The sequence below is a fragment of the Variovorax sp. YR750 genome (assembly GCF_900109805.1).
Taxonomy (GTDB): Bacteria; Pseudomonadota; Gammaproteobacteria; order Burkholderiales; family Burkholderiaceae_C; genus Variovorax; species Variovorax gossypii.
Genome location: NZ_FOBJ01000015.1, coordinates 183,730 through 205,720 on the forward strand (window position 1 = coordinate 183,730; position 21,991 = coordinate 205,720).

Annotated in this window: 19 protein-coding genes and 2 pseudogenes; 7 read left to right on the plus strand and 14 right to left on the minus strand. The window is 62.6% G+C overall.

The window, feature by feature from the left end:
* Positions 1-46 precede the first annotated feature (46 nt).
* From BMY35_RS27695 to BMY35_RS27715, 5 genes are read right to left on the minus strand one after another with little or no spacing between them, the layout of a single operon-like run.
* Entirely contained in the window at positions 47-976 is a 930-nt protein-coding gene (locus tag BMY35_RS27695; protein ID WP_093206219.1) for a hydroxymethylglutaryl-CoA lyase, read from the minus strand.
* A 16-nt stretch (positions 977-992) separates the two neighbouring features.
* Positions 993-1,613, minus strand: a complete 621-nt coding sequence (gene leuD / locus BMY35_RS27700) for a 3-isopropylmalate dehydratase small subunit (RefSeq protein ID WP_093206220.1) — start codon at positions 1,611-1,613, stop codon at positions 993-995.
* Positions 1,610-3,022 (minus strand): 3-isopropylmalate dehydratase large subunit, encoded by a 1,413-nt coding sequence (gene leuC, locus BMY35_RS27705; RefSeq protein WP_093206280.1) that lies wholly within the window; start codon positions 3,020-3,022, stop codon positions 1,610-1,612. The genes leuD and leuC overlap by 4 nt, the downstream gene beginning before the upstream one ends.
* Before the next feature lie 10 nt (positions 3,023-3,032).
* Positions 3,033-4,004: a Bug family tripartite tricarboxylate transporter substrate binding protein gene (locus tag BMY35_RS27710; protein ID WP_093206221.1), complete on the minus strand. Its 972-nt coding sequence runs from the start codon at positions 4,002-4,004 to the stop codon at positions 3,033-3,035.
* Positions 4,005-4,054: 50 nt separating this feature from the next.
* Positions 4,055-5,257 (minus strand): CaiB/BaiF CoA transferase family protein, encoded by a 1,203-nt coding sequence (locus tag BMY35_RS27715; RefSeq protein WP_093206222.1) that lies wholly within the window; start codon positions 5,255-5,257, stop codon positions 4,055-4,057.
* A gap of 54 nt (positions 5,258-5,311) precedes the next feature.
* Here BMY35_RS27715 and BMY35_RS27720 point away from each other — a divergent pair, with 54 nt between their 5' ends.
* Complete coding sequence (locus tag BMY35_RS27720) at positions 5,312-6,016, plus strand: IclR family transcriptional regulator (protein WP_093206223.1); 705 nt, start codon at positions 5,312-5,314, stop codon at positions 6,014-6,016.
* A gap of 277 nt (positions 6,017-6,293) precedes the next feature.
* On the plus strand, positions 6,294-7,043 hold the full coding sequence (locus BMY35_RS27725) for a glutaredoxin domain-containing protein (protein WP_143080755.1): 750 nt from the start codon (positions 6,294-6,296) through the stop codon (positions 7,041-7,043).
* A gap of 90 nt (positions 7,044-7,133) precedes the next feature.
* Here BMY35_RS27725 and BMY35_RS27730 read toward each other — a convergent pair.
* A pseudogene (locus BMY35_RS27730) lies at positions 7,134-7,370 on the minus strand (transposase); the annotation flags it as partial.
* Positions 7,371-7,723: 353 nt separating this feature from the next.
* On the opposite strand from BMY35_RS27730, the pseudogene BMY35_RS27735 reads away from it, so the two are divergent.
* Together BMY35_RS27735 and BMY35_RS27740 are read left to right on the plus strand one after the other, a co-directional pair.
* Positions 7,724-7,933 (plus strand): annotated as a pseudogene (locus tag BMY35_RS27735) (transposase domain-containing protein); the annotation flags it as partial.
* 376 nt (positions 7,934-8,309) lie between these two features.
* Complete coding sequence (locus BMY35_RS27740; protein WP_093206225.1) at positions 8,310-8,669, plus strand: hypothetical protein; 360 nt, start codon at positions 8,310-8,312, stop codon at positions 8,667-8,669.
* A 264-nt stretch (positions 8,670-8,933) separates the two neighbouring features.
* Here the strand turns inward: BMY35_RS27740 and BMY35_RS27745 are convergent, their stop codons facing one another.
* The 7 genes from BMY35_RS27745 to BMY35_RS27775 form a co-directional block, all read right to left on the minus strand.
* Positions 8,934-9,638 (minus strand): Crp/Fnr family transcriptional regulator, encoded by a 705-nt coding sequence (locus BMY35_RS27745; RefSeq protein WP_093206226.1) that lies wholly within the window; start codon positions 9,636-9,638, stop codon positions 8,934-8,936.
* A gap of 248 nt (positions 9,639-9,886) precedes the next feature.
* Complete coding sequence (locus BMY35_RS27750; protein ID WP_093206227.1) at positions 9,887-10,435, minus strand: PaaI family thioesterase; 549 nt, start codon at positions 10,433-10,435, stop codon at positions 9,887-9,889.
* A 35-nt stretch (positions 10,436-10,470) separates the two neighbouring features.
* Positions 10,471-11,949: a DHA2 family efflux MFS transporter permease subunit gene (locus BMY35_RS27755; RefSeq protein WP_093206228.1), complete on the minus strand. Its 1,479-nt coding sequence runs from the start codon at positions 11,947-11,949 to the stop codon at positions 10,471-10,473.
* Between the two features lie 85 nt (positions 11,950-12,034).
* Positions 12,035-12,844, minus strand: a complete 810-nt coding sequence (locus BMY35_RS27760) for an oxidoreductase (protein ID WP_093206229.1) — start codon at positions 12,842-12,844, stop codon at positions 12,035-12,037.
* Positions 12,845-12,853: 9 nt separating this feature from the next.
* The gene (locus BMY35_RS27765; protein WP_093206230.1) at positions 12,854-15,940 is read right to left on the minus strand and encodes an efflux RND transporter permease subunit; all 3,087 of its coding nucleotides are present in this window, start codon (positions 15,938-15,940) and stop codon (positions 12,854-12,856) included.
* Positions 15,937-17,049, minus strand: coding sequence for an efflux RND transporter periplasmic adaptor subunit (locus BMY35_RS27770; protein ID WP_093206231.1), 1,113 nt, complete (start codon positions 17,047-17,049; stop codon positions 15,937-15,939). Before BMY35_RS27770 ends, BMY35_RS27765 begins: the two co-directional genes overlap by 4 nt.
* Positions 17,050-17,130: 81 nt before the next feature.
* The gene (locus tag BMY35_RS27775; RefSeq protein ID WP_093206232.1) at positions 17,131-17,748 is read right to left on the minus strand and encodes a TetR/AcrR family transcriptional regulator; all 618 of its coding nucleotides are present in this window, start codon (positions 17,746-17,748) and stop codon (positions 17,131-17,133) included.
* A gap of 115 nt (positions 17,749-17,863) precedes the next feature.
* Here BMY35_RS27775 and BMY35_RS27780 point away from each other — a divergent pair, with 115 nt between their 5' ends.
* Together BMY35_RS27780 and BMY35_RS37920 are read left to right on the plus strand one after the other, a co-directional pair.
* Positions 17,864-19,324, plus strand: coding sequence for an efflux transporter outer membrane subunit (locus BMY35_RS27780; RefSeq protein WP_093206233.1), 1,461 nt, complete (start codon positions 17,864-17,866; stop codon positions 19,322-19,324).
* 31 nt (positions 19,325-19,355) lie between these two features.
* The gene (locus BMY35_RS37920; RefSeq protein ID WP_143080756.1) at positions 19,356-19,550 is read left to right on the plus strand and encodes a hypothetical protein; all 195 of its coding nucleotides are present in this window, start codon (positions 19,356-19,358) and stop codon (positions 19,548-19,550) included.
* Between the two features lie 41 nt (positions 19,551-19,591).
* Here the strand turns inward: BMY35_RS37920 and BMY35_RS27785 are convergent, their stop codons facing one another.
* Complete coding sequence (locus tag BMY35_RS27785) at positions 19,592-20,287, minus strand: Crp/Fnr family transcriptional regulator (RefSeq protein WP_093206234.1); 696 nt, start codon at positions 20,285-20,287, stop codon at positions 19,592-19,594.
* A 101-nt stretch (positions 20,288-20,388) separates the two neighbouring features.
* Between BMY35_RS27785 and BMY35_RS27790 the strand changes: the two genes are divergently transcribed.
* Positions 20,389-21,975 carry a tannase/feruloyl esterase family alpha/beta hydrolase gene (locus BMY35_RS27790; protein WP_177213716.1) on the plus strand — a complete coding sequence of 529 codons (1,587 nt, stop codon included), beginning with the start codon at positions 20,389-20,391 and terminating at the stop codon, positions 21,973-21,975.
* The last annotated feature ends 16 nt before the right edge of the window (positions 21,976-21,991 follow it).

Here is a 21,991-nt window from a genome sequence, read left to right on the forward strand (position 1 = left end):
CCCTGCTTTTGGCGACCATGATGAAAGGGGAAAACCGTGTAGCGGATCACCGAGCTTTGGCATCGGGTGATTGACGAGCGTCGTAACGCCGCAGCCTCTTGCCCGCGCGCATCACTTGGCCTGGCAAGGCACGGCCCAGCACTTCCTCCATCAACCATGCCGCCTGCACGAGCGAATCGAGGTCGATGCCTGTGCTGTGGCCTTCCTCGTGCAGGTAATGCACAAGGTCTTCCGTGCAAACATTCCCCGTGGCGCCCGGTGCAAACGGGCACCCTCCTACGCCTGCGATCGACGACTCGTATTCTTGAATCTGCAATTCAATGCCGGCGGCCACATTCAGCAGGCCGAGGCCCCGCGTGTTGTGGAAGTGGAGGGAGATTCTCACGTCAGGAACCGCGTTACGCACGCTTTCGCATACGGCCCGCACGATGCTGGGCGTGGCCATTCCCGTCGTGTCTGCCAAGGTCAGATGCCTTACCCCCGTACGAACGAACGCCCGGGCGACGCGAACGACAGAATCGACGGTGATGTTCCCTTCAAATGGGCAGCCGAAAGCAGTGGCTATGGCGGCGCGCAACTTGACGCCTTCCTGAGTTGCCAGTTCGGCGACCTCTTCGATATTTGCAAGGGACTCGGCAACGCTACGGTTGAGGTTCTTTCTATTGTGCGTCTCGCTGGCTGATACGAACGCGACCAGTTCGTCGGCGCCAGCGCGGATGGCGCCGTGCGCGCCCCTGACGTTGGGCGCGAGCACGCTCACCACGGAACGCTCCGGCCTCTGGATCTGCCTCAACACTTCCGCGGCATCCGACATCTGCGGAACCGCCGAAGGGGAGACGAACGAGGTCGCCTCAACAGAGCGTATGCCCGATGCGAAGATCGCATCGATGATCTGCACTTTCCTGGCGGTAGGAATGAAGGTCTTCTCGCTTTGCAGGCCGTCACGCGGTCCGACTTCAGAGATGGTGATATGCATGGGTTCTTTCGACGAGTCAGCTGTTCGAACGCCAGATCCACGGACGCACCTGACGGTCCCTCTGCTGGAAGGCTGCGATGTCGTCCTTGTGCCGCTCCGCGACGGTGATGGAATCCAGCCCCTTGAGCAGGATCTCGCGTTGAGCCTCGTCAAGCACGAAAGCATTCACGGACCCGTCGGGCAGGATGATCCGGGATGCCTGGAGATCCACTGCCACTTCCTTGCTTTCATCGCGCTCGAGCATGTTCAGAAGACGGTCGACGACCTCCTCGTCCAATCTCACGGGAAGGACGCCATTTCGAATGCAGTTCTCATGAAAGATCGAAGCGAAGCTCGGCGCGACGATGCAGCGGATACCGAAGTCGGCCAGTGCCCAGACCGCATGTTCGCGCGAGCTTCCGCACCCGAAATTCGATCGGGCGACAAGAATCGACGCCCTTCGGAACGGTGCACGATTCAGCACGAAGTCTTGTATCTCCAATCCGTCCGGCGCAAACCGCCACCGATGAAACAGGTAGTCGCCCAAGCCCGATTTCTTCAGCGTGTAGACATGCTGAACCGCGATGATCGCGTCGGTGTCCACGTTGGCCTTGGGCATCGGCGCGGCGATGCCTTGCCATTGAGTAAATGGATTCATGACCGGCCTCCCTTGCGTCGAGCGTCGGTGATCACGCCGGTGATCGCTGCAGCAGCCGCCGTGGCAGGGCTTCCCAGGTGGGTGCGCGCGCGCGGCCCCTGGCGCCCTTCGAAGTTGCGGTTCGAGGTGGAGACGCAACGTGCACCAGGTGGAACGAAGTCATCGTTGACTGCTGCACACATCGAGCATCCCGGCTCTCGCCACTCGAAACCGGCGTCCAGAAAGACGCGGTGCAGGCCTTGCGCCTCTGCTTCGCTCTTGACCGTCATGGAGCCCGGCACCACCAAAGCCCTCACATGATCAGCCACCTTGTGCCCACGTACGATTTCAGCCGCAGCCAACAGGTCCGACAGCCGGCTGTTCGTGCAAGAGCCGATGAAAACGGCGTCGACTTTCAGTCCGAGCAGGGATGCGCCTGCCTGCAGCCCCATGTAGGAGAGTGCGCGCTCGGCGGCGCTGCGTTGTTCGACCTGCGCGAACTGCGAAGGATCGGGCACGATCGCATCGATGGCCATGACCTGCTCCGGACTGGTGCCCCAGGTGATCTGAGGAGCGGCAGCGCCCGCATCGAGTCGAATTTCCCTGTCGAACACCGCGTCGTCATCGGTCCTCAACATTCGCCAGGCCGATACCGCACGATCGAAAGCTTCGCCCTGGGGGGCGTACTCACGTCCCCGGATGTAGTCGAACGCAATGTCGTCGGGCGCGATGAATGTCGTGCGAGCGCCAGCTTCCACGCCCATATTGCACAGGGTGAAGCGCCCCTCCATTTGCATGGCGGAGATCGCTCGCCCCGCAAGTTCGAGGGCATAGCCGGTCGCGCCTGCCGTGCCGATTTCCCCGATCAGGTAAAGGATGAGGTCTTTTGCGGTCACGCCGGTACCCAACTCGCCATCGACCACGATACGCATCGTCTTCGGCTTGCGCACAGCAAGAGTCTGGGTCGCGAGTACCTGCTCCACGGCGGATGTACCGATGCCCCAGGCCCACGCACCCAACGCGCCGACGGTGCCCGTGTGGCTGTCACCGCAAACCACCGTCATGCCCGGCAAGACGATGCCGAGTTCCGGCGCGATGACATGGGCGATCCCTTGTTGGGCATCTTGCACATCGAAGTGCCGGATCCCGTGGGCGCGTGTACTGGAGCGAAACGCGCGAATCAGCAAGGCCCCTCCTTCCACAGTCTCGTCGCCGCGATTACGCCGCGTCGAAACAAGGTGATCTGTGGTCCCGAAAGTCAGTTCCGGGTTCCTCACGCGCCGGCCCGCCTGCTGCAGGCCGTCAAACGCTTGGGGGCTCGTGATCTCGTAAAGCAGATGGCGATCGATGTGGATCAAGGTTTCGCCGCCGGGCAGATCGGCGATGCGATGCTGATCCCACAGCTTCTCGAAAAGAGTGCCGGCAGTCATGGCGAGACTCTCACTGGATGACCGCACCGGAGCGCGACACCAGCGCGCCATGCTTGGTGTATTCGCTCTTCATGAACGCCATCAGCACGTCGGGCGTCATTGGCATCGGCACCGCGCCTTCCGATGCGATCTGCCCCTTGAAGGATTCGGACTGCACGATGGCGGTAATGCTCTCGTTGAGCTTCTGAGTGATCTCCGGCGGCATGCCCTTGGGGCCGATGACGGCATACCAGGCTTCGAGAATGCAGCCCGGAAAGACCTCATCAAGGGTCTTCACCTCGGGCATGGCGGGTGAGCGCTTCGCGCTCGAGACGCCGAGAAGCTTGAGCCGGCCCTGCTTCACGAGTCCCTCGACACTGGCATAAGAGAAGAACGCGACGTCGATGGTGCCGCTGACTAGGTCGGGGATGACGGGGGCCACGCCCTTGTACGGCACGTGGGTGAGTGTGAACTGCCCCTTTTCCTGCATGTACATGCCCATCAGATGCAGGATCGTGCCGTTGCCCGAAGATCCCAACGTCAGCTTGCCCGGACTCTTCAGGGCCAAAGCCTTGAGTTCGCTCACGTTGCTCGCCGGGAGGTCCGCTCGCGCGACCAGCACCATGGGCGTGGAGGCAACACCCGCGACGGGCGTCATGTCCTTCACAGCATCGAAAGCGAACTTCCTGTACAGATGAGGAAACACGACGTAGTTGGAGCTGATCAGGCCGATGGTGCTGCCATCGGGCGCCGAGCGCAGCAAGTTTTCGCTGCCCATCAAACCACCGGCTCCAGGAAGGTTCTCGACGAACACGGGTTGTTTCAGCGCCCTGCCCAAGTGATCCCCAAGTCGCCGCGCCATTCCATCCGCTCCGGAGCCGGCAGAGTTCGGCGTGGTCAAGCGGATGGGTTTGCTCGGGTAGGTCTCGTTCGCGAAACCAAGCTGTGGAATGCACAGGAGTGCGGAAGTTGCAAGAAAGCTGCGGCGGTTCAGTGGGCTCATAGTGTTGTCTCCTTTTTTTGCTGTGTGGGGAACTGGATCGACCTTGTCTGCTAATGAGGTCCAGCGACGGCGTTCCGGCTGAACAAGTCATTCGCCTCCGCATCGGTGAGACCCCAGGCGCGAAGGTATTTGGCCGTCTGCGCACCCACGTCTTGCGGCTGCAGCCGAACCGCCGGGGAGTGGCCATCGATGCGGAAGGGCATCGCCGGTACGCTGGCGCTCCGGTCGCCGACCGTCACCTCCAGAAGCGAACCATTGGCGCGCAGATGCTCATCGTCAAGCAGGTCCAAGGGAGTTCGGACCGGCCCGAAAGGAATCTCGGCTTTCTTGCAAAGGGCCTCAAGGGTTGCCATCGAGAGCTTTGCGAACATTTCGTTAAGGCGAGGAAGGAGCCAGGGCCGCTCGCGGGTCCTGCTCGTGTTGTCCGCCAGGCGTGGATCGTCCAGAAGCTCCTCGAGCCCGAATGCGATGCAGAACCGCTTCCACTGCGCATCACTGGTGATGCCGATGAACATCTGGCCATCGGCGCATTGGCAGAGGTCGTAGAGGCACCAGGCCTGGGTCCTGGCCGGCATCGGTACGACCGGCGTGTCGCCGAACTGCGCCATGGCCATGTGCTGCCCCACCAGGAACGCGGTGGTCTCATACAGGGCGCTCGTGATGAACGCGCCCCGGCCGGTTGTTTCGCGGGCACGCAGGGCCGCAGTGATACCGATGACCCCGAACATGCCTCCGGTCATGTCCACGATGGAGGCTCCCGCGCGGATCGGCTGGCCGGCCGGGCCGGTCATGTAGGCCAGCCCGCCCATCATCTGCACAACTTCGTCCAGCGCAGGTCTTGCCTGATACGGCCCCGGAAGAAAGCCCTTGAGAGAACAGTAGACAAGCCGCGGATTGATGGTGCTCGCTTGCGCATACCCGTAGCCCAGGCGTTCCATCACCTCGGGTCCGAAGTTCTCGATGACGACGTCCGCCCACTGCAAGGCGCGCTCGAGCGCGGGCCGCGAGAGCGGATTCTTGAGATCGATCGCAACGCTTTCCTTGTTGCGGTTGAGATAGCCGAAGAACCCCGACCCGAAGCCCTTGAGACTGCGCGTCGGATCGCCTTCCACGCGCTCGATGCGCACGACCTCCGCGCCAAGATCCGCCAGGATCAGGCCGCATGTGGGAGCCATGACCGTATGGCCGAAGTCCAGGACTTTCAGCCCGGCCAGCGGCAGTCGGGCGTCGTCGTTTTCGTCATTGTGTTTCATCTGATGATCCTTTATGATCGCTGAGTGAAACAACTTTAGCGTTGGAAAGGCTGTATGTCAAAAGAAGACTCCCCGGCAGGGACATCCGCGCTCCGCGTCAATGCGCTGGAGCGAGGGCTTCGCCTGCTGATGGCATTGCGCTATGACAAGGGCCAGAAGCTCAGCGAGGTGGCCCGCGCTACAGGTCTGGACAAAGCCACCGCATCCCGCCTGCTGCGCTCGCTGGCGCAGTACTCTTTCGTGCTGAAGGATGGGGACGAGCGCTATCGGCTGGGACCGGCCATCGCGGTGCTCGAGCGCACTGGCAACGCGACACAAGGCATCGCGGCCGTGGTCCAGCCGACCTTGAATCGCCTGGCAGAAGACACCGGAGAGACCGCGAGTTTTTTCGTGCCTCACGGCGACCTGCGTTTGTGCGTTGCAGTCGCCTCCGGAAATCAGGCCGTCAGCCACGTTCTGAAGGTCGGCGACACCCTGTCGACGGAACGAGGCGCCAGTGGTCGGGTCATGCGCCAGTTCGAAACTGGCAGGCCCACTGGTTCCCCGGATCTGTTGCAGACAAGCCTGGGCGAGCGAGATCCGGAACTCGCAGCGGTTGCGTCGCCCGTCTTCGACACGCGCAACAGGTTGTTGGGAGCACTCTCGCTATCAGGCACCTGCACACGGTACTCATCGCCCAGCCACTTGAAGAGCCTGCAGGCGGCCGTCGCCGCGGCGACCCAGGAGATCGAAGCACTCTTCACCATGCCTGCTTTGTAGATTGGCATGCTGATGATGCCGTCTGTCCCCCGATCACCGGGTGGAACTGTCGGTTGTGCCACGGGCCTTCAACCATGAGGCGCTACTGATCTTCCGCCGCTGGTGAGCTCACGCTTTCGGATCGGTGGTCCACTGCTTACGGCACCGGCTAGTTCGCGTTCGCTGCTTATCGCACTGCGATGGGATCGTCTTAACTGAAGCGGCCTTATCGAAGTTGAATAGCGACTGCGTCACTGCCGTTCTAAAGTTTGTCATTCACAAACGAACGGAGTTGATCATGGAAGAAGTCAAGGTTTTCTGGGCCCCTGGATGCTCTAGCTGCGTCAGGGTCAAGGAGTTCCTTGCGGACAAGGAAGTCAGCTACACCTCGGTGAATGTGGCCGCAGATCCCGCAGCTATGAAGTTTCTCGCGACATTGGGTGTTCGAACAATCCCCGTCGTTGTGCGCGGCAAAGATTATGTGTTTGCCCAGTCGCTTGACGACGTCGCAAAGTTTGTCGGCGTGGGACACAGGGCGGAACGCTTGCCGCCCGCGGAACTCGTCGACCGGTGGATGACGATCCTGGACATTGCAACGGACACCATCGCTCGTGTGCCCGAGTCACGTTTGGACGAGAGGCCGGCCGCCCGGCCGCGCTCCATCCGGGACATCGCGAACCACATCTTTCAGGTACCGGATGCTTTCCTGCAGACTGTGGTTAACGGCATCGAGGACTGGTCGGTGGTGACGACGGAAAGCGCGCCACCTGGTACCGACCTCCCGGCAATTCTTGCGTACGCCGAAAGGCAGAAGAAGGAACTGGCTGGCTGGTGGCGCGATCTCGACGATCGCAGTTGCACCCGAGAACTGAAGATGTTTTACGGCGTTCATCCGATGCACGTATTCCTCGAGCGGTCAGTTTGGCATTCGGCGCAACACACCCGTCAGATTATTTCGTGGGCGGAGTCGGACGGCATTGCTCTGGGCAGGCGCCTGACGAGTGATGTTCTCGACGGGCTTCCGCTGCCCAGAGGGCTTTGGGAATAATCACAATAAACCGCTGCCATTGTCATTGCCGACCTGACCTGCCCCCTTTAGACGTGCCAATGTTTAGTTAGCGAGTCCAAGGTGTGGAGACTACTTGATCTCCGGTGATTGCCTTGCATCACCAGCGCGTTGGCGATGCAAGGCAGCGAAGCTGGCCGGCGAGATGCGCCCCAGTGGGCTGTGGGGCCGCACCTCGTTGTAGTCGCGTCGCCAGCGGGTTATCTCCTGACGGGCCTGCGCCAGCGTCTCGAACCATTGCTCGTTCAAGCACTCGTCCCTGAACTTGCCGTTGAAGCTCTCGACGTAGGCGTTCTGGGTCGGGCATCCGTAAGCGGCCAGGGAACCAGACTCAACCTTGTCTTCATGCGAGGCCTCACAGACGGTGTGATGAACACCGGGCAAGCTTCGCCGATAACCGTGCTCGACCAGCAGGTGGTGCAGATCCGCGAGAGCCTGCGCCGATGCACGTGGCGGGCCCAGGGTCAAGGCAGCACAGACGGCCGCGTCCAACATCCAGCCGGCGACTGCAATGACGACGCCATGGGCAACCTCTACGTGGACGAGTTCACCCGTGGCACGGCGCTCGCTATACACGCGGCGCAGTCGGCGGCCATACAGCGCGTGCCACCGGTAGAAGACTTCAACTTCTTGCCCGACATGGGCAGAATGAACCGGAACTGGCGCTTGGAAGACAGAACTGGCTGTTCGCCGGCAGCTTGCGCGCCGGCCAGCGAGCTGCGGCCGTCATGAGCTTGGTGCACTCGGCGCGTCTGAACGGCCACGAGCCGCACGCGTACCTGAAGGATGTTCTCGAGCGGCTTCCTACGCACCCGGCCAGCCGCATTGCAGAGCTGCTGCCGCATCGCTGGTTGCCAACCACGGCTTCCTGATCCACGCCGTCGTCAAGACGGGTTCACCGCGCGCTTACGACACAGCAAGAATAATGCAGACATAGCCAGATCCTTGTGCCTGCGACTGCCGCATACAGAACATCACGCAGATCGTGATGGCCTGCGCGTACGGCACTCCCGCCTTCGCCCTTCACACGCGCGATCCGTCTGCCTGTTGGCTCTCCCGTGGGCTACGTGGTGACGGGCATGTCAGCGACATGCTTAAACGTGTTCACCGGTGAGAAATCACACTGAACCATTCGAGTTCCAGAAAGAGAATTTTCTTGCGTGGAGAAATGCATGCTGCACGAGCCTGGTAACGGCATGCCGCCCCGCGTCTATGCACGAACCCAACGTATATTGAAGGAATTTGAAAATGAAGACCTCTAAGTGTGCCGCTGCCGCTGTCCTGTCTCTGCTCGCCGTGACTGGCGTCCAGGCCGAGGAATACCATGGCGTGCAAGCTCCCGTATCGGCCCTTAGCCGCACTGATGTGTACCAGCAGGCCGTGAGAGCGGCATATGCCCCCAACCAGAACGTGCCGGCAGCCGCTATCCCGATGGCGCCTCTGGAAAACGGTCGTGACCGTGCATCGGTGAATATGGAAGCCGTAGCCGCCGCGAACAACCCGGTGCAAAACTTGGGTCGCGGTGCGTTTGTGAACAGCATTATTCCGCCCGAGTACACGACGGGGAGCTTCGCTAAGAACCCTGGCATCGCAGCCGGATCGCGATAAGCACCTTCTTACGCGGGCTCGACGCAGCCCGCACCAATGGGGCTTGGCCTCAATTAAGCCGCCTACGCTTGCAACGCCGGAGCATCCGCGCGGAATGCAGCCACGGATGCGAGTGCGTTTCTCCGAAAATATCTTGGCGCCCTCGTACCGTGGCGCTCCTATACCCGCCAGACCGCTCAACTCAAGTGCGACTTGGCTCCACGAACAGAGTCAGTCTGAAGATGCAGGGCTGTCCATTTCTCATGTAAGCGCGATGCACGTCAGCTAAAGCGAATGCAGTCGCTGCTCCAATTCGGCTACATCATGGAGCACCAATGCGCGACGTGTGGACGTGATGAGGCCCTGCTTTCGCAGGCGTGCCATTTCCCGACTGACCTCTTCCCTTGAGGCCGCGATCCGTGCAGCCAACTGAAGATGACGCGGCGCAGGAGAAAGAACCGAACGGTTATCCTCGATTCCGGCCTGCTCAGCCAACTCCAGCAAGTAGCTATACAGTCGCCCGGAAATTCTGAATGTGCCAAGCTCAACCAAGCGGCTTATCAACTGCTCGGTCGCTACCTGTTGCGCCTCCAGCAGAAAACCTCCCAATACAGAATCCTCCTTGACCAGCTTCACGAAGTTGGCACGCGTCAAGCACGCAAGCACTGATGGAACTAACGCCTGGGCTTGCAGGGAAGCAGCACTGGCACCCATCACGCGAACAACGCCGAAATGGCCGCCCTGTGAAAAGTCCGATATGAGTAGCTCGCGTCCATTCGGAGACAGCGCGGAGATCCGCATCTGTCCTTGGCAAACAATGAAGAATGTCTCTTTCGATCCGCCGGCGGCAGTTTGTCCTGGCTCCAAGTGTTGCCAGGTGCATAGACTCGCAACCTCGCCAAGCCGCAGATCATCCATGCCATCAAAAAGATGGCAGTTACGCAGTCTTCGAATCGAGACTTCCGATTGGATTTCTTTGGTCAGAAGCATGGCATTTCGTGGCTTTCAACGTCGTGCCCGATGCAGTTATTGATTCCACCGGCGGAATAGGACACTGGCATTGACGCCGCCGAACAGCGACTCAACGGTGCCCGTTTCTGTCACCACGATTCGATTTGAATTTTGAGTGCTCATCGCATCACCGCTCTTTTCATCTGTGCGTCGCTTCACGACGAGCACTGCTGTGGGCAACTTCCCGGCTTGCGAATCTGAGTAGGCGCCGTGGTTCCGGCCGGCCTTCAACCAGCGGTTGACACGTCGAAGACAAAGCAGGTTGTCGTTGCATGGGCGTACAGCTTGCCTTGCTCATCTTCGATGCGAGCTTCGGCCGTAGCGAGACGCCCACCTCCATGGATCAAGCGGCCAGTCGCTCGCAACGGGCCGGTCTTGTGCGAAGCCGGCCGCACGATGTTGATGTTTAGTCCGGCTGTCGTGTAGGAGCGCCCGGCCGGCAACGTGGTCTGTATTGCGCAACCAAGCGCGGAGTCCAGCAGCGCGGCAAACCACCCCCCATGCACGCTTCCCAGCGGGTTGTAATGCTGTAGCAGCGGAATGCCCTGAAACACCGCGTACCCCTCGCCAACCTCCAGCAGCGTCATGTTCATGGTTTCATTCATGGGCGGGTACGGCAGTTCGCCGGACATCATGGCCTCAAGAATCTCGCGCCCGCTCTTGCCCGCGAGTTGCTCCATGCGAGCGAGGCCGGGCAACCCGCCGTTATCGCGCATACGCTGCATGGCGCCTGCCTGTTGGCGTTCCCAAATAGGTGATGCCTGATTGTTTGCCATGACTTTCTCCTTTACGGTCTACGAACGATCCATTCCTATGCGCCTTCTGGACTCGCATCCAGGGCATGGGATTTGGCAATGGCTTCGGGCGACGTGTTCACCGGCAAACACAAGGCTGCGGTGAGCAATGCCAAGCCGATATGGCACAGATAGACGGCATCGAAGTCGGCGCGCTGCAAGCTGGGACTGCCGAGGAACAGGACGGTCAGTGCAACCCCCATGACCGATCCGATCTGTCGTATGGCCTGGTTGACGGCACCGCCCACGGCGTAGTGGTCTGCCGGCAGGCGACTGACAGCCGCACCCGACAGCGATGGCATCACCATGCCGATGCCGATTCCACTGAGCAACATGCCAGGCAGCCATTGCGTGAGGTAGGCAGGCCCTACGCCCGGCACGAACAGGAACCACAAGGCGCTGATTGCGTAGATGAGGCAGCCAACCAGCAGCAGCGGACGATGCCCGTGCCTGCTCGCCACCCGGCCCGACAGCGCGGCAACCGGCACCACCGTCAGCGGCCCGGGCATCATGGCCAAGCCGGCCAGTGACAGCGGGTACTTCCAGATCGCGCTCATGTAGAAGAAGAACGCGAAGAACATCATCGAGAACGCGATGCCGAAGCTCAACGTTGCGAGATTGACGTACCGGTATGTGCGGTGGCGGAACAAGCGCAAATCCACGAGCGGGGTCAAGGTCGACCGCGCCCAAACGATGAATCCGATGATGCAGGCCACCCCGATGCACGCCGCGCCCAGCAGCTCATGGCGTGACCAGGCCGGGGACTCCGATTGCACGATCGACAGTGCCAAGGCGCCGATGCCTGCGATCAGCAAGCACATGCCCACCAGATCCAATGGGCGCCCGTTCGTCTGCTGCTTCGTCTCCGTCAGCAGCCTCGCGCCGCGCCAGATCGCCAGAATGCCCACGGGCACGTTCAGATAGAACGCCCACTGCCAACCGAGCGATGCGATCACGAATGAGCCCAGGCTGGGGCCTACAGCCGCAGCCAGACCCCCGACCGCGCCCCAGAGACTCACGGCCACTGCGCGCTTGGTGGTTGGGAACGCGGCCAGCACAAGCGAGAGCGATGCGGGAGTGAGCAAGGCAGCCCCGACGGCTTGCAGCACTCTTGCCGCCACCAGCCATTCCACGCTGCCCGCCAGACCGCAGGCAACGGAGGCCGCCACGAACAGCGCGACACCTCCGAGGAACACCCTCTTGCGCCCGTGCCTGTCCGCCAATCCGCCGGCCGGAATCAGTATCGCCGCATAGACCACGGTGTACGCATTGAGCACCCAGGACAAGTCTGCTGGTGTGGCTTGCGCAAACCCTGCCCGCAAGGCGCTGAATGCCGCGAACAGCATGGTGCCATCCATCGACACGAGGAACACCGCGACGCTGACCACCCAGAAGACCGGCCACGGAGAGGCGGCCGCAGGCGGCATGCAGCCTGGCGATGCCTGTTCGCCGGGGGCCGGCAAGGCGCTGGTGGTGTGGCCGTCTGGGTGGATCATGGCTCGACTCCGCTTATTGGGTGCAATTGATCTCCCGGAGCCGAGCGCATGGAGTGATCGCCGCTAAGTGATGGCACGGGTTGGCTCAGGCCAGGCCGAACGTCTTTCTCAGGCCTTTCTCGACGGGGCCGGCAGGCAAGAAGCGGCGCAGCTTGGCCAGCAGCGAGGCCTCGCCCTTGGGCGTGTGGCGCATCTTCCATTTGCCCAATGCCGCATTGACAACGGTGTCGGCAACACCGTCGGGGCCAGGCGCCTTCTGGACAGCGTTCTGGATGGCTTGGGTGACGATGCCCAGCTCTTTGCTGTAATCGGCGATGCTGGCCGTTGTCTGCGGTGCGTTGGCGTCCAGGTTGGTCTTGGTGAAGGACGGTTCGACCAGCGCCACGCGGATGCCGAACTGGCGCACTTCGTTATCCAGCGTTTCGGACAAGCCTTCGACGGCGTGCTTGGACGCCGCATACAGCGCCATGTACGGCGCCGGCAGAAAACCCAGCACCGAGCTGATGTTGACGATGCGGCCGGCGCGCTGCTCACGCATGTGCGGCAGCACGGCCTTGAGGGTGCGCAGGATGCCGAAGAGGTTGGTGTCGAACAGCGTCTGCGCTTCGGCAATCGAGGTTGCTTCGGTCGCGCCGAGCAGGGTTACACCGGCGCTGTTGACCAGCACGTCGATGCGCTGGGCTCGGGCGATGATGACGTCGACGGCCTGTTGAATCGAAGCTTCGTCGCGGATATCCATTTCGACAAGCTCAACGCCCGGGATCGGCTGGGCCTTGGCGATGTTGCGCACGCTGCCGAAGACGCGGCAGCCCTGCGCGACGAACTTGATGGCGGTTGCGCGGCCGATGCCGGACGACACGCCGGTCACGAGAACGACTTGCTTGGAGGTGGACATGGCAGTTCCTTAACGAGCGATGGGATGGGATGACGACGGCGAGGCTGGCCTGATGCGGAACCAGATCGCGTACATGGCGGGCAGGAACACCAGCGTCAGCACCGTACCGGCGATCGTGCCGCCGATCAGGGTGTAGGCCAGCGTTCCCCAGAACACCGAGTGGGTGAGGGGAATGAACGCGAGGATCGCGGCCAGCGCGGTCAGGATCACCGGGCGTGCACGTTGCACGGTGGCTTCGATCACGGCATGGAATGGATTCAGTCCATGCTTTTCGTTTTCATGAATCTGCCCGATCAGGATCAGCGTGTTGCGCATCACGATGCCCGACAGCGCGATCAGGCCGACGAGTGCATTGATGCCGAAGGGCTTCTGGAACAGCAGCAGGGTCGGCACCACGCCGATCAGGCCCAGCGGGCTGGTCAGGAAGACCATGATCATCGCGGCGATCGAACGCACCTGCAGGATGATGATGAGCAGGGTGACGGCCAGCATGATCGGGAAGATCGGCAGCATCGCCTCGGTTGCCTTGCCGGACTCTTCGATCGAGCCGGCCTGGTCGATGCGGTAGCCGCTGGGCAGCTTCGCGATCAGGGGCTGGAGATGCTGGCTGATGGCGGTCGAGACGTCCGGCGGTTGCAGGTTCTCGTCGATGTCGCCGCGCACGGTGATGGTCGGTACACGATCACGGCGGCGCATGATCGGGTCTTCCATGCGCACGTCGATCTGGCCCACTTGCGACAGCGGAATGCGTTGGCCGTTGGCGCCGGCCAGTGTGAAGTCGCCGATCTTCGCCGGGTCGAGCCGCACGTCGCCGGCTGCACGCGCCACGACCTGCACGGTGCGGATGTCCTCGCGCACGGCGGTGACGGGCACGCCGCTGAACAGGAACTGCAACTGCTGCGCGACGGCGCTGGAGGTCAGCCCCACGGCCTGCAAGCGGTCCTGCTGCAAGGTGAAGTGCAACGTGGGCGTGCGCGTGCCCCAGTCGGTGTTGACCGTGCGCATCATCGGACTGGCGGCCATGACTTTCTCCACCTCGGCGGCAATGCCGCGCAGCTTGTCCGGGTCTGGGCCGGTGACACGGTAGGCGACGGGGAATGGTGAGTACGGGCCAAACACGAGCTGGGTGACACGCAGGCGTGCCTCCGGCGCCAGGCCTTCGGCGATGGTTTGCCGCAAGCGGTGCTTCAACGCCTCGCGCTCGTCCTGGTCGTCGGTGCGCACCACGATCTTGGCGAATGACGGATCCGGCAGCTCAGGCCCCATCGAGAAGTAGAAGCGCGGTGCGCCCTGGCCGATGTACGCGGTGACGATCTTGGCTTCCGGCTGCTTGGCCAGCCAGGCTTCGACCTTGGCGGTGGCGGCGCTGGTCTGATTGATCGACGTGCCATAGGGCATCTGCACTTCGACCAGCACCTCGGGGCGGTCGGAGATCGGGAAGAACTGCTTCTTGACGATGCCCATGCCCAGGACGGACAGCACGAAGAGCGCGACCACCGAGGCGGCCACCAGCCACTTGCGGTCGATGACACGCGCCAGCACCTGGCGGAAACGGTTGTAACGCGGCGTGTTGTAGATCGCGTCGTGGCCGCCTTCGACCTTCTTGAGATCGGGCAGCATCTTCACGCCCAGGTAGGGCGTGAAGAACACCGCGACCACCCATGAGGCGATCAGTGCGATGCCGACGATCCAGAACATATTGCCGGTGTATTCGCCCGCGGTGGAGCGGGCGAAACCGTTGGGCATGAAACCGACGGCGGTGACCAGCGTGCCCGACAGCATGGGCGCGGCCGTGTGGCTCCAGGCATAGGCGGAGGCGGCCACGCGGCTGTAGCCTTCCTCCATCTTCACCACCATCATTTCGATGGCGATGATGGCGTCGTCCACCAGCAAGCCCAGCGCCAGAATCAGCGAGCCCAGCGTGATGCGGTCGAAGTTCTTGCCGGTTGCCAGCATCACCACGAACACCACGGCCAGCGTCAGTGGCACCGCCGCGGCCACCACCATGCCCACGCGCCAGCCCATGCTGACAAAGCACACCACCATGACCACCAGCAGTGCGACAAAGAACTTGATCATGAATTCGTCAACGGCCGAGGCGATGTTGACGGACTGGTCGGTCACCTTGCTCAGGCTCAGGCCCAGCGGTTGCTCGGCGTTGATCGCAGTGACCTCGGTATCGAGCGCCTTGCCCAGATCCAGCCCGTTCCAGCCATCGCGCATGACCACGCCCAGCAGCAAGGCCGGCTCGCCGCCGTTGCGCACCAGAAAGGTGGCCGGGTCTTCATAGCCGCGTTTGACCGTGGCGATGTCCGACAGCTTGAGCGTGCGGCCTTGTGCCACCACGGGCGTGTCACGGATTTTTTGCAACTCGTCGAAGGCGCCATCCAGGCGGATGAACACGTCTGGGCCTTTGGTTTCGATCGAGCCAGCCGGCGTCAGCGCATTCTGGTTGTTGAGCGCGGCGAACACCTCCTGTGGGCTGATCCCCAGCGTTGCCAAGCGGTCATGCGAGAACTCGACAAAGATGCGTTCGGCCTGCTCGCCGATGATGTTGACCTTCTTCACGCCCGGCACGTGCAGCAACCGCTGGCGCATGGTTTCCGCGTCGCGCACCAGCTCCCGTTGCGGCTCGCCCTTGGCCTTCAGCGCGTACAGCCCGAAGGTGGTGTCCGAGTACTCGTCATTGATCAGCGGCCCGATCACGCCCGACGGCAGATTGCTGGCCTCGTCGCCCGCCTTCTTGCGCGCCTGGTAGAACTCTTCCTGCACTTCCGACGGCGGCGTGCTGTCGAGCAAGGTCAAGGTGGTGAAGGCCAGACCGGGGCGGGTGTAGGTCTCCGTGCGATCGTAGTAGCGCAACTCCTGCATTCGCTTTTCGAGTTTCTCGGCGACCTGGTCCTGCATTTCCTGCGCGGTAGCGCCGGGCCAGACGGTGATGATGTTCATCACCTTGACCGTGAAGGCCGGATCTTCCGCGCGGCCCAGCTTGAAGAACGCGATCAACCCGGCCAGCGAGATCAGCACAATCAGGAACAGGGTGACGGAGCGCTCGCGCACGGCGAGCGCCGACAGGTTGAAACGGCCTTCGCTCACGGGCGGACTCCTCCGGTGACCTCGGCGGTCTGGCCGACCACGCGCACCAATTCGCCTTCGCGCAACAGGTGCGCACCCAGCGCGACGATCCGGTCGCCTTGCTTGAGCTGGCCAGCGATGCGCGCGACGTCGTCATCCAGTCGCTGGACCGCGACCGGGCGCCAGCTCACCTTCGCCGGCTCTCCGTTGATGACCCACACGCCCGGCCCCTTGCCCGCGTCGAACAGCGAGCTGATCGGCACCAGCACCCCGCCTTGCGCGGAGGGAAGTCCATCCGGAATCCGGATGGTGACCGTCGCGCCCAGTGGTGCATTGGCGAGGTCGCCCTTGAGCACATATCGCGCCTCGAAGGTGCGGGTCAACCGATCCGCGGTCTCCGAGAGCTGGCGCAACGTGGTCGATACTGTCACGCCCTCCTTACCGAAGAGCGTGGCCTGTCCGGCGGAGCCGACCGCCGGACGCAGGGTTTCCGGCAGCTGGACCACCGCTTCGCGGGCTCCGGCGCGGGCCACACGCACCACGACCTGGCCGGCATTGACGACCTGCCCCGGCTCGGCGAGCGTTTCCATGACAACGCCGTCGGCATCGGCCACCAGTTCCGCATAGCGGCTGGCATTGCGGGCCACGTCGGCTTGGGCCTCGGCGGCATGGAGCTGGGCTTTGGCGGCATCCGCCGCCGCCTTGATCTGGTCGTAGGCCGACGCAGATATCGCGCCTGTGCCGCGCAGGTCGCGGTAGCGGGCCTCGTCTTCCGCCGTCTGCTGCGAGCGCGCCCGCGCAGCAGCGACCGCCTCCTGCTGGGCATGGGCCGCGAGCTTCAAGTCGACAGGGTCGATGCGCAGGAGCGGCTGGCCGCGCTTGACGGCCTGCCCCGCATCCACCAGCCGCTCCAGCACCTTACCGGAGACGCGAAAGCCCAAGTCGCTTTGGACTCGGGCGGCTACGGTGCCGGTGAAGCTCCGCGATGCGGAGCTGGCCGCTTCGACGGTAGCGACGCGCACCTGAGGCGCCAGGGTGCGTGGGTCAGGCGGCGCCTTTTCGCCGCAAGCGACCAGCGCAAGGGGCAATGCGCAGATGACTGTAGAGATAGCAAGGCGGCGCCTAAGCATGGAGGTCCCAGTGACGAAGTGATCAGGATCTCCATTCTGATTCTAGTGACCAATCTAGTCAATAGTCACAACAAATAAATCTCATGGCGACAAACTGCGCAGTACCAGGCCGGACAGTTGTGCCGGCGCTTCCGCCGTGTAGTCGAAGCTGTGCTGCAGGAGCAGCGGATTGATGTAGGGGTGCATGACGAGGTAGATGGCCGCGGCCGTCTCGTCCAACGGCGTCTTGCGCTCGAACTCCCCCATTTCTCGGCCTTCGCGCAGGATGTCCTGGAGCAATTGCCGAATCTGCGCCTCATGCGTGAGCGCCGCCTGCCAGCGCTCGGTGGCGGCGGAGATCGCGATTTCGTAAAGCTTGCGATCTTCGGAAAACAGGCGAAGGCTCGCCTCAACCACAGCCTTGAACATCCGGCGCAGCTTCTCTGGAGGGCGATCTGCCCCGTCGATCGCCGCCCGCACTTCGGCGTGAATCTCACGCAGGCAGTTTGCACAGATCATTTCGCCGATGGCCTGCTTGGACTCGAAGAACTTGTAGATGTAGGCCTTGGAAAACCCGATGGCCTTGGCGAGATCGGAGACGGTCGTCTTTTCGTAGCCGTATCGGCTGAAGTGCTCGGTGGCTGCGGCAACGATCTGGCCTCGCACCTCGTGATCGGCCGGGCCGCGCGCCGAAACGGAAGAAATGGTGGCAGTGCTCATGGCCGACAGCTTAGCGCTTCACCCCAGAATCGACAACAAGTGACCATTTTGACTTATAGTCACGCCATCGACGGCGCCATCGACGGCGTTTTCTTTCTCCTTCCGGAAGAAGTCCATGCTCAGACGCACCCTGTTAGTCACACTCATTGCTGCCAGCCTCACCGCAGGCTGCGCCGTCGGCCCGGACTATGTCCGACCCGACATGCCACTGCCTGATCGGTACATGGGCCAAGCGGCCGTCAACGCACGGCCCGCCGCCGCCAACGCCGATCTGCTCGCATGGTGGACGGGCTTTGGCGACCCGCAGTTGGCCCGATTTGTCACCCTGGCACTGGCGCAGAACCTCGATCTTGCGCAGGCATCCGCCCGTGTCACGCAGGCACGTGCGGGACTGGGGGCGGCAAACGCCGCCTTGCTGCCTTCCGGAAACGTCGGCGGGCAGGCAGCCCGGGCCTACCAGTCGGTTGAAACGCCGCTGGGACAAGTGCTGAACTCGCGGCCGAATTTCGATCGCTACGGCAGCTCCTACGAAGCGACGCTCAGCGCGAGCTGGGAACTCGACGTGTTTGGCGGCCTGCGTCGCGGGCGGGAAGCAGCGCAAGCCGAGTACCAGGCGTCGGAAGCCGGTGCAGCAGCCACCCGCCTGAGTGTTGCGGCGCAGACCGCCGACACCTACATCACCATCCGTGGGCTGCAGGCTCGCCTCGACGTGGCGCGCCATCAAGTGCGCACGCAGCAGGAGCTGCTCTCCATCGTCAATCTGCTCTACGGCAAAGGGCTGGCGGCCGAACTTCAGGTGCGGCAGGCCGAAGGTGCGCTGGCGCAGGTCCGGGCGTCCGTTCCCGTCCTCGAGACGGGTCTGGATTCGGCCATGAACGCGCTGGATGTGATGCTGGGCTCGCCTCCGGGTACGCACCGGGCGGAACTGGCTGATGCCGGCGCAATCCCCGTGGCCCCAAGGATCGCGGCTGCGGCGTCGCCCGGCGAATTGCTCAGGCGTCGGCCCGACCTGATCGCAACCGAGCGTCGCCTTGCCGCGTCGAACGCCCGGATCGGTGTCGCCATTGCCGAGTACTACCCCAAGGTATCGCTGAGTGGGCTGATCGGCAGCGCGACGTCGGTCGCCAGCGGCAACCTGTTCACCAGCGGTGCCAGCCAGGCCGCCGGGGTGCTGGGGCTGCGCTGGCGCCTTTTCGATTTCGGCCGCATCAACGCGCAGATCGACCTTGCCAAGGGGCAAGACGCAGAGATGCTTGCGGCGTATCGACTGGCCGTGCTGCGCGCGACGGAAGACGTGGAGAACGCCTTCTCGGCGCTGGTCAAACGCGAGGAGCAGGCTCGCGTGCTTGCCCAGGGCGTGGACTCGCTCGGCCGCGCGCGAGGCGCTTCATTTGCGGCCTACCAGAAAGGCGTCGTCAGCCTGATCGAAGTCTTGCAGGCGGATGAGAACCTGCTGCGCGCCTCAGATGCTCGAGTGCAGGCACAAACCGAGTCGGCCCGGGCCGCGGTCGTTGCCTTCAAAGCACTGGGGGGTGGCTGGCAACCCAGCGGGGTCGACGCCGTAGCTATCCGATAAGACCTTTGGTGTACCGAATTGGGGAACGAAAATGAACGATGAGCGCGGTGCCACCCAAAAACCTGTGCAAGGCTTCTGGCAAAAACTGAAGCTGGCACTTGAGGGCATGGACGAGTCCTATGTAGCGGGCTTGGAATCTCGCATTCGCCTGCTTGAAGTCGAAGTAGCACGACTCAGTGAACTGGAAAGAAAGCGTCACGGCGTCTGCGAACCTGGCGTTGCCTGAATCGCGTCCTTCCGTTCCGGCCATCAAACAGCGCAGACGCCTCACATCGCGTGTTCGCGCGCGTACAGCCGAAGACCATCCACGTTCAGCACGTCGATGCTGCCGTAGCGGATGTGCAGCAGGCCTGCTTCCTCAAGTTCGTGGAGGGCGCGATGAGCGACCTGACGGGAGATACCCGCGAGGCGACCGATCTCCTCCTGCGATATCTGCAGCACCGGATTGGTCTGGGGATTGAGCTGAGGGTTGAAGAGTTCGGCCAGGCAGTGCGCGACTCGCGAATTGATGTCGTGCATCCGATAGCCTTCCGCTTGAGCGATGAACTGCCCCAGCCTTGCGTTGAGCTGGTCAATCATGAAATGGCAGAAGGCCAGGCTGTTCGCGACCAGGTAGCGAAAGGTCGGGCTCGGCATCAATGCGATGCGGCTGTCTCGCAGCGCGACGACGCCGTAAGGACGCGGCTCTCCTTTCAGCACAGACCCTTCTCCGAGCCAACCACCATCGGATACCCCGGTCAATGTGGTGCTTCGGCCATCCGCCGAAAGAACGTCTACCTTGACCATGCCTTCGACGACACCGATCCAATGCGTGGCAGGGCTCGATTTCTGACAGACGATTTCACCAGCCGAATAGAAACGATCCTGCGTTTCCAGCTCGACGCGCTGAAGCTGCTCTTGCGTCAACCCGCGGGCCCAAGCAGCAGATCGCAACATTGCGATGGTCTGCACGTGGTTTGTCATTGGAAAGACTTTCTTCCCCAGCCTTAGTGCCTAGCATGCGTTGCGCAGGCGCTGGCCCGAGTCGCCTGAGTTTATGTGGCAGTACAAACAGGAGACAAATCATGAGAAACCCTCTCTCGGCGGCGCGCTTCACGCTCGCTTGCATCCCCATCCTGCTGACGGCCTGCGGCGGTGGCGGAGGCGGCGGAAGCAACTGGCCGATGCTGTTCCCGACACCAACGCCAACGCAAACACCGCCAGCCCCAGCACCCGTTGCGTCGGCGCAGGAGAAGTGCAACGTCTTCGCCGGCGCTTCGCTTGCCGGCGCGACGCTCAAGGAAGCGACGCTCGTCCCGGCGGCAACAGGGTCTGCGGAATACTGCAAGGTCACGGGCAGCCTTCACGGCACGCTCAACTTTGAAGTGCATCTTCCCACCGTGTGGAACAACAAGCTCCTGTATGCAGGCGGGGGCGGCTGGGATGGCAGCATCAGCATCACGCCCCTCTCGCCTAGCGGGTCGACCGCAGGCTACGTCCTCGTGGCCTCCGATGGCGGGCGCCAGGGCGACGGCCTCGACGCCTCGGTCTTCCTGAACAATCCCACGGCGCAGGCGGATTTCGGCTATCTCTCGATCCACTCGGTCAATGAAGTCACCAAGGAGATCGTTCGCAAGCGCTATGGCTCGGACGCCGAGTTCAGCTACTTCGAGGGCTGCTCCAATGGCGGCAGGGAAGCATTGATTCAGGCCACGCGTTTCCCGAACGACTTCGATGGCATCGTCGTGCGTGCACCGGCCTACTCCTTCACCGAACTGTTCCAGGCCTTCGTTGCGAACGGAAAGGCGCTCGCAGCGCCGGGCGGTCAACTCAACGATGCGAAGGTCTCGCTGATCGGCAAGTCCGTCACTGCGCAGTGCGACGCCCTGGATGGCGTGGCGGACGGTATGGTGAGCAACCAGGAAGCCTGCACGTTCAACCCAGCGGTGCTGCGCTGCACGGCAGGCGATGCCGACACATGCCTGACCGACCCGCAGATCGCGACTGCCAACACGATCTACTCCGAGCTCAAGCGCAAGGACGGAACAACCGTCTACCCTGGCTGGGGACCTGGCGGCGAAGACCAGGGCTGGCCTCTGTGGGTGACCGGTTCCGCCATTGGCGGCACCGGCCTGCAGTTCATGTTCGGCAGTGGCCTGGTGAAGTACTGGGTCACGGGAGATCCGGCCTTCAACGTGCTTGGTTTCGATCCGGAGCTCTACGCTCCGGGACTGAGGCTCGCAGCCACAACGCTCGATGCAACGCCGGACCTTCGGTCCTTCTTCGGGCAAGGCGGCAAGATGATCCTTGCGCACGGCACGAATGACTGGGCAATCAGCTACAAGGGCTCGATCAAGTACTTCAACGATGTCGCGACCACCGTGGGTGGCGCATCCACGCGGGATGCCTCGATGGAGTTCTTCCTTCAGCCGGGCGTTCAGCATTGCGCAGGCGGAGTCGGCCCGGACACCGTCGACCTTGTGGATGCTGTCGCGAAGTGGCGAGAGGGTGGCACAAAGCCCTCCACGCAAAATATCGTCGCGACAAAGATGGATCTGACGACCAAGGCCCCCGTGCTGACCCGCCCCTTGTGCAAATACCCGAGCTTTCCGAAATACAAGGGCAGCGGAGACGTCAATTCGGCGGACAGCTATACCTGCCAAAACTCTTGAGCGGCGCGGTGTCGGG

Excerpts from the sequence above, each read along its gene's own strand:
- BMY35_RS27695 (WP_093206219.1), bottom strand. The coding sequence starts at position 976 with ATGCATATCACCATCTCTGAAGTCGGACCGCGTGACGGCCTGCAAAGC.
- leuD (WP_093206220.1), bottom strand. The coding sequence starts at position 1,613 with ATGAATCCATTTACTCAATGGCAAGGCATCGCCGCGCCGATGCCCAAG.
- leuC (WP_093206280.1), bottom strand. The coding sequence starts at position 3,022 with ATGACTGCCGGCACTCTTTTCGAGAAGCTGTGGGATCAGCATCGCATC.
- BMY35_RS27710 (WP_093206221.1), bottom strand. The coding sequence starts at position 4,004 with ATGAGCCCACTGAACCGCCGCAGCTTTCTTGCAACTTCCGCACTCCTG.
- BMY35_RS27715 (WP_093206222.1), bottom strand. The coding sequence starts at position 5,257 with ATGAAACACAATGACGAAAACGACGACGCCCGACTGCCGCTGGCCGGG.
- BMY35_RS27720 (WP_093206223.1), top strand. The coding sequence starts at position 5,312 with ATGTCAAAAGAAGACTCCCCGGCAGGGACATCCGCGCTCCGCGTCAAT.
- BMY35_RS27725 (WP_143080755.1), top strand. The coding sequence starts at position 6,294 with ATGGAAGAAGTCAAGGTTTTCTGGGCCCCTGGATGCTCTAGCTGCGTC.
- BMY35_RS27740 (WP_093206225.1), top strand. The coding sequence starts at position 8,310 with ATGAAGACCTCTAAGTGTGCCGCTGCCGCTGTCCTGTCTCTGCTCGCC.
- BMY35_RS27745 (WP_093206226.1), bottom strand. The coding sequence starts at position 9,638 with ATGCTTCTGACCAAAGAAATCCAATCGGAAGTCTCGATTCGAAGACTG.
- BMY35_RS27750 (WP_093206227.1), bottom strand. The coding sequence starts at position 10,435 with ATGGCAAACAATCAGGCATCACCTATTTGGGAACGCCAACAGGCAGGC.
- BMY35_RS27755 (WP_093206228.1), bottom strand. The coding sequence starts at position 11,949 with ATGATCCACCCAGACGGCCACACCACCAGCGCCTTGCCGGCCCCCGGC.
- BMY35_RS27760 (WP_093206229.1), bottom strand. The coding sequence starts at position 12,844 with ATGTCCACCTCCAAGCAAGTCGTTCTCGTGACCGGCGTGTCGTCCGGC.
- BMY35_RS27770 (WP_093206231.1), bottom strand. The coding sequence starts at position 17,049 with ATGCTTAGGCGCCGCCTTGCTATCTCTACAGTCATCTGCGCATTGCCC.
- BMY35_RS27775 (WP_093206232.1), bottom strand. The coding sequence starts at position 17,748 with ATGAGCACTGCCACCATTTCTTCCGTTTCGGCGCGCGGCCCGGCCGAT.
- BMY35_RS27780 (WP_093206233.1), top strand. The coding sequence starts at position 17,864 with ATGCTCAGACGCACCCTGTTAGTCACACTCATTGCTGCCAGCCTCACC.
- BMY35_RS37920 (WP_143080756.1), top strand. The coding sequence starts at position 19,356 with ATGAACGATGAGCGCGGTGCCACCCAAAAACCTGTGCAAGGCTTCTGG.
- BMY35_RS27785 (WP_093206234.1), bottom strand. The coding sequence starts at position 20,287 with ATGACAAACCACGTGCAGACCATCGCAATGTTGCGATCTGCTGCTTGG.
- BMY35_RS27790 (WP_177213716.1), top strand. The coding sequence starts at position 20,389 with ATGAGAAACCCTCTCTCGGCGGCGCGCTTCACGCTCGCTTGCATCCCC.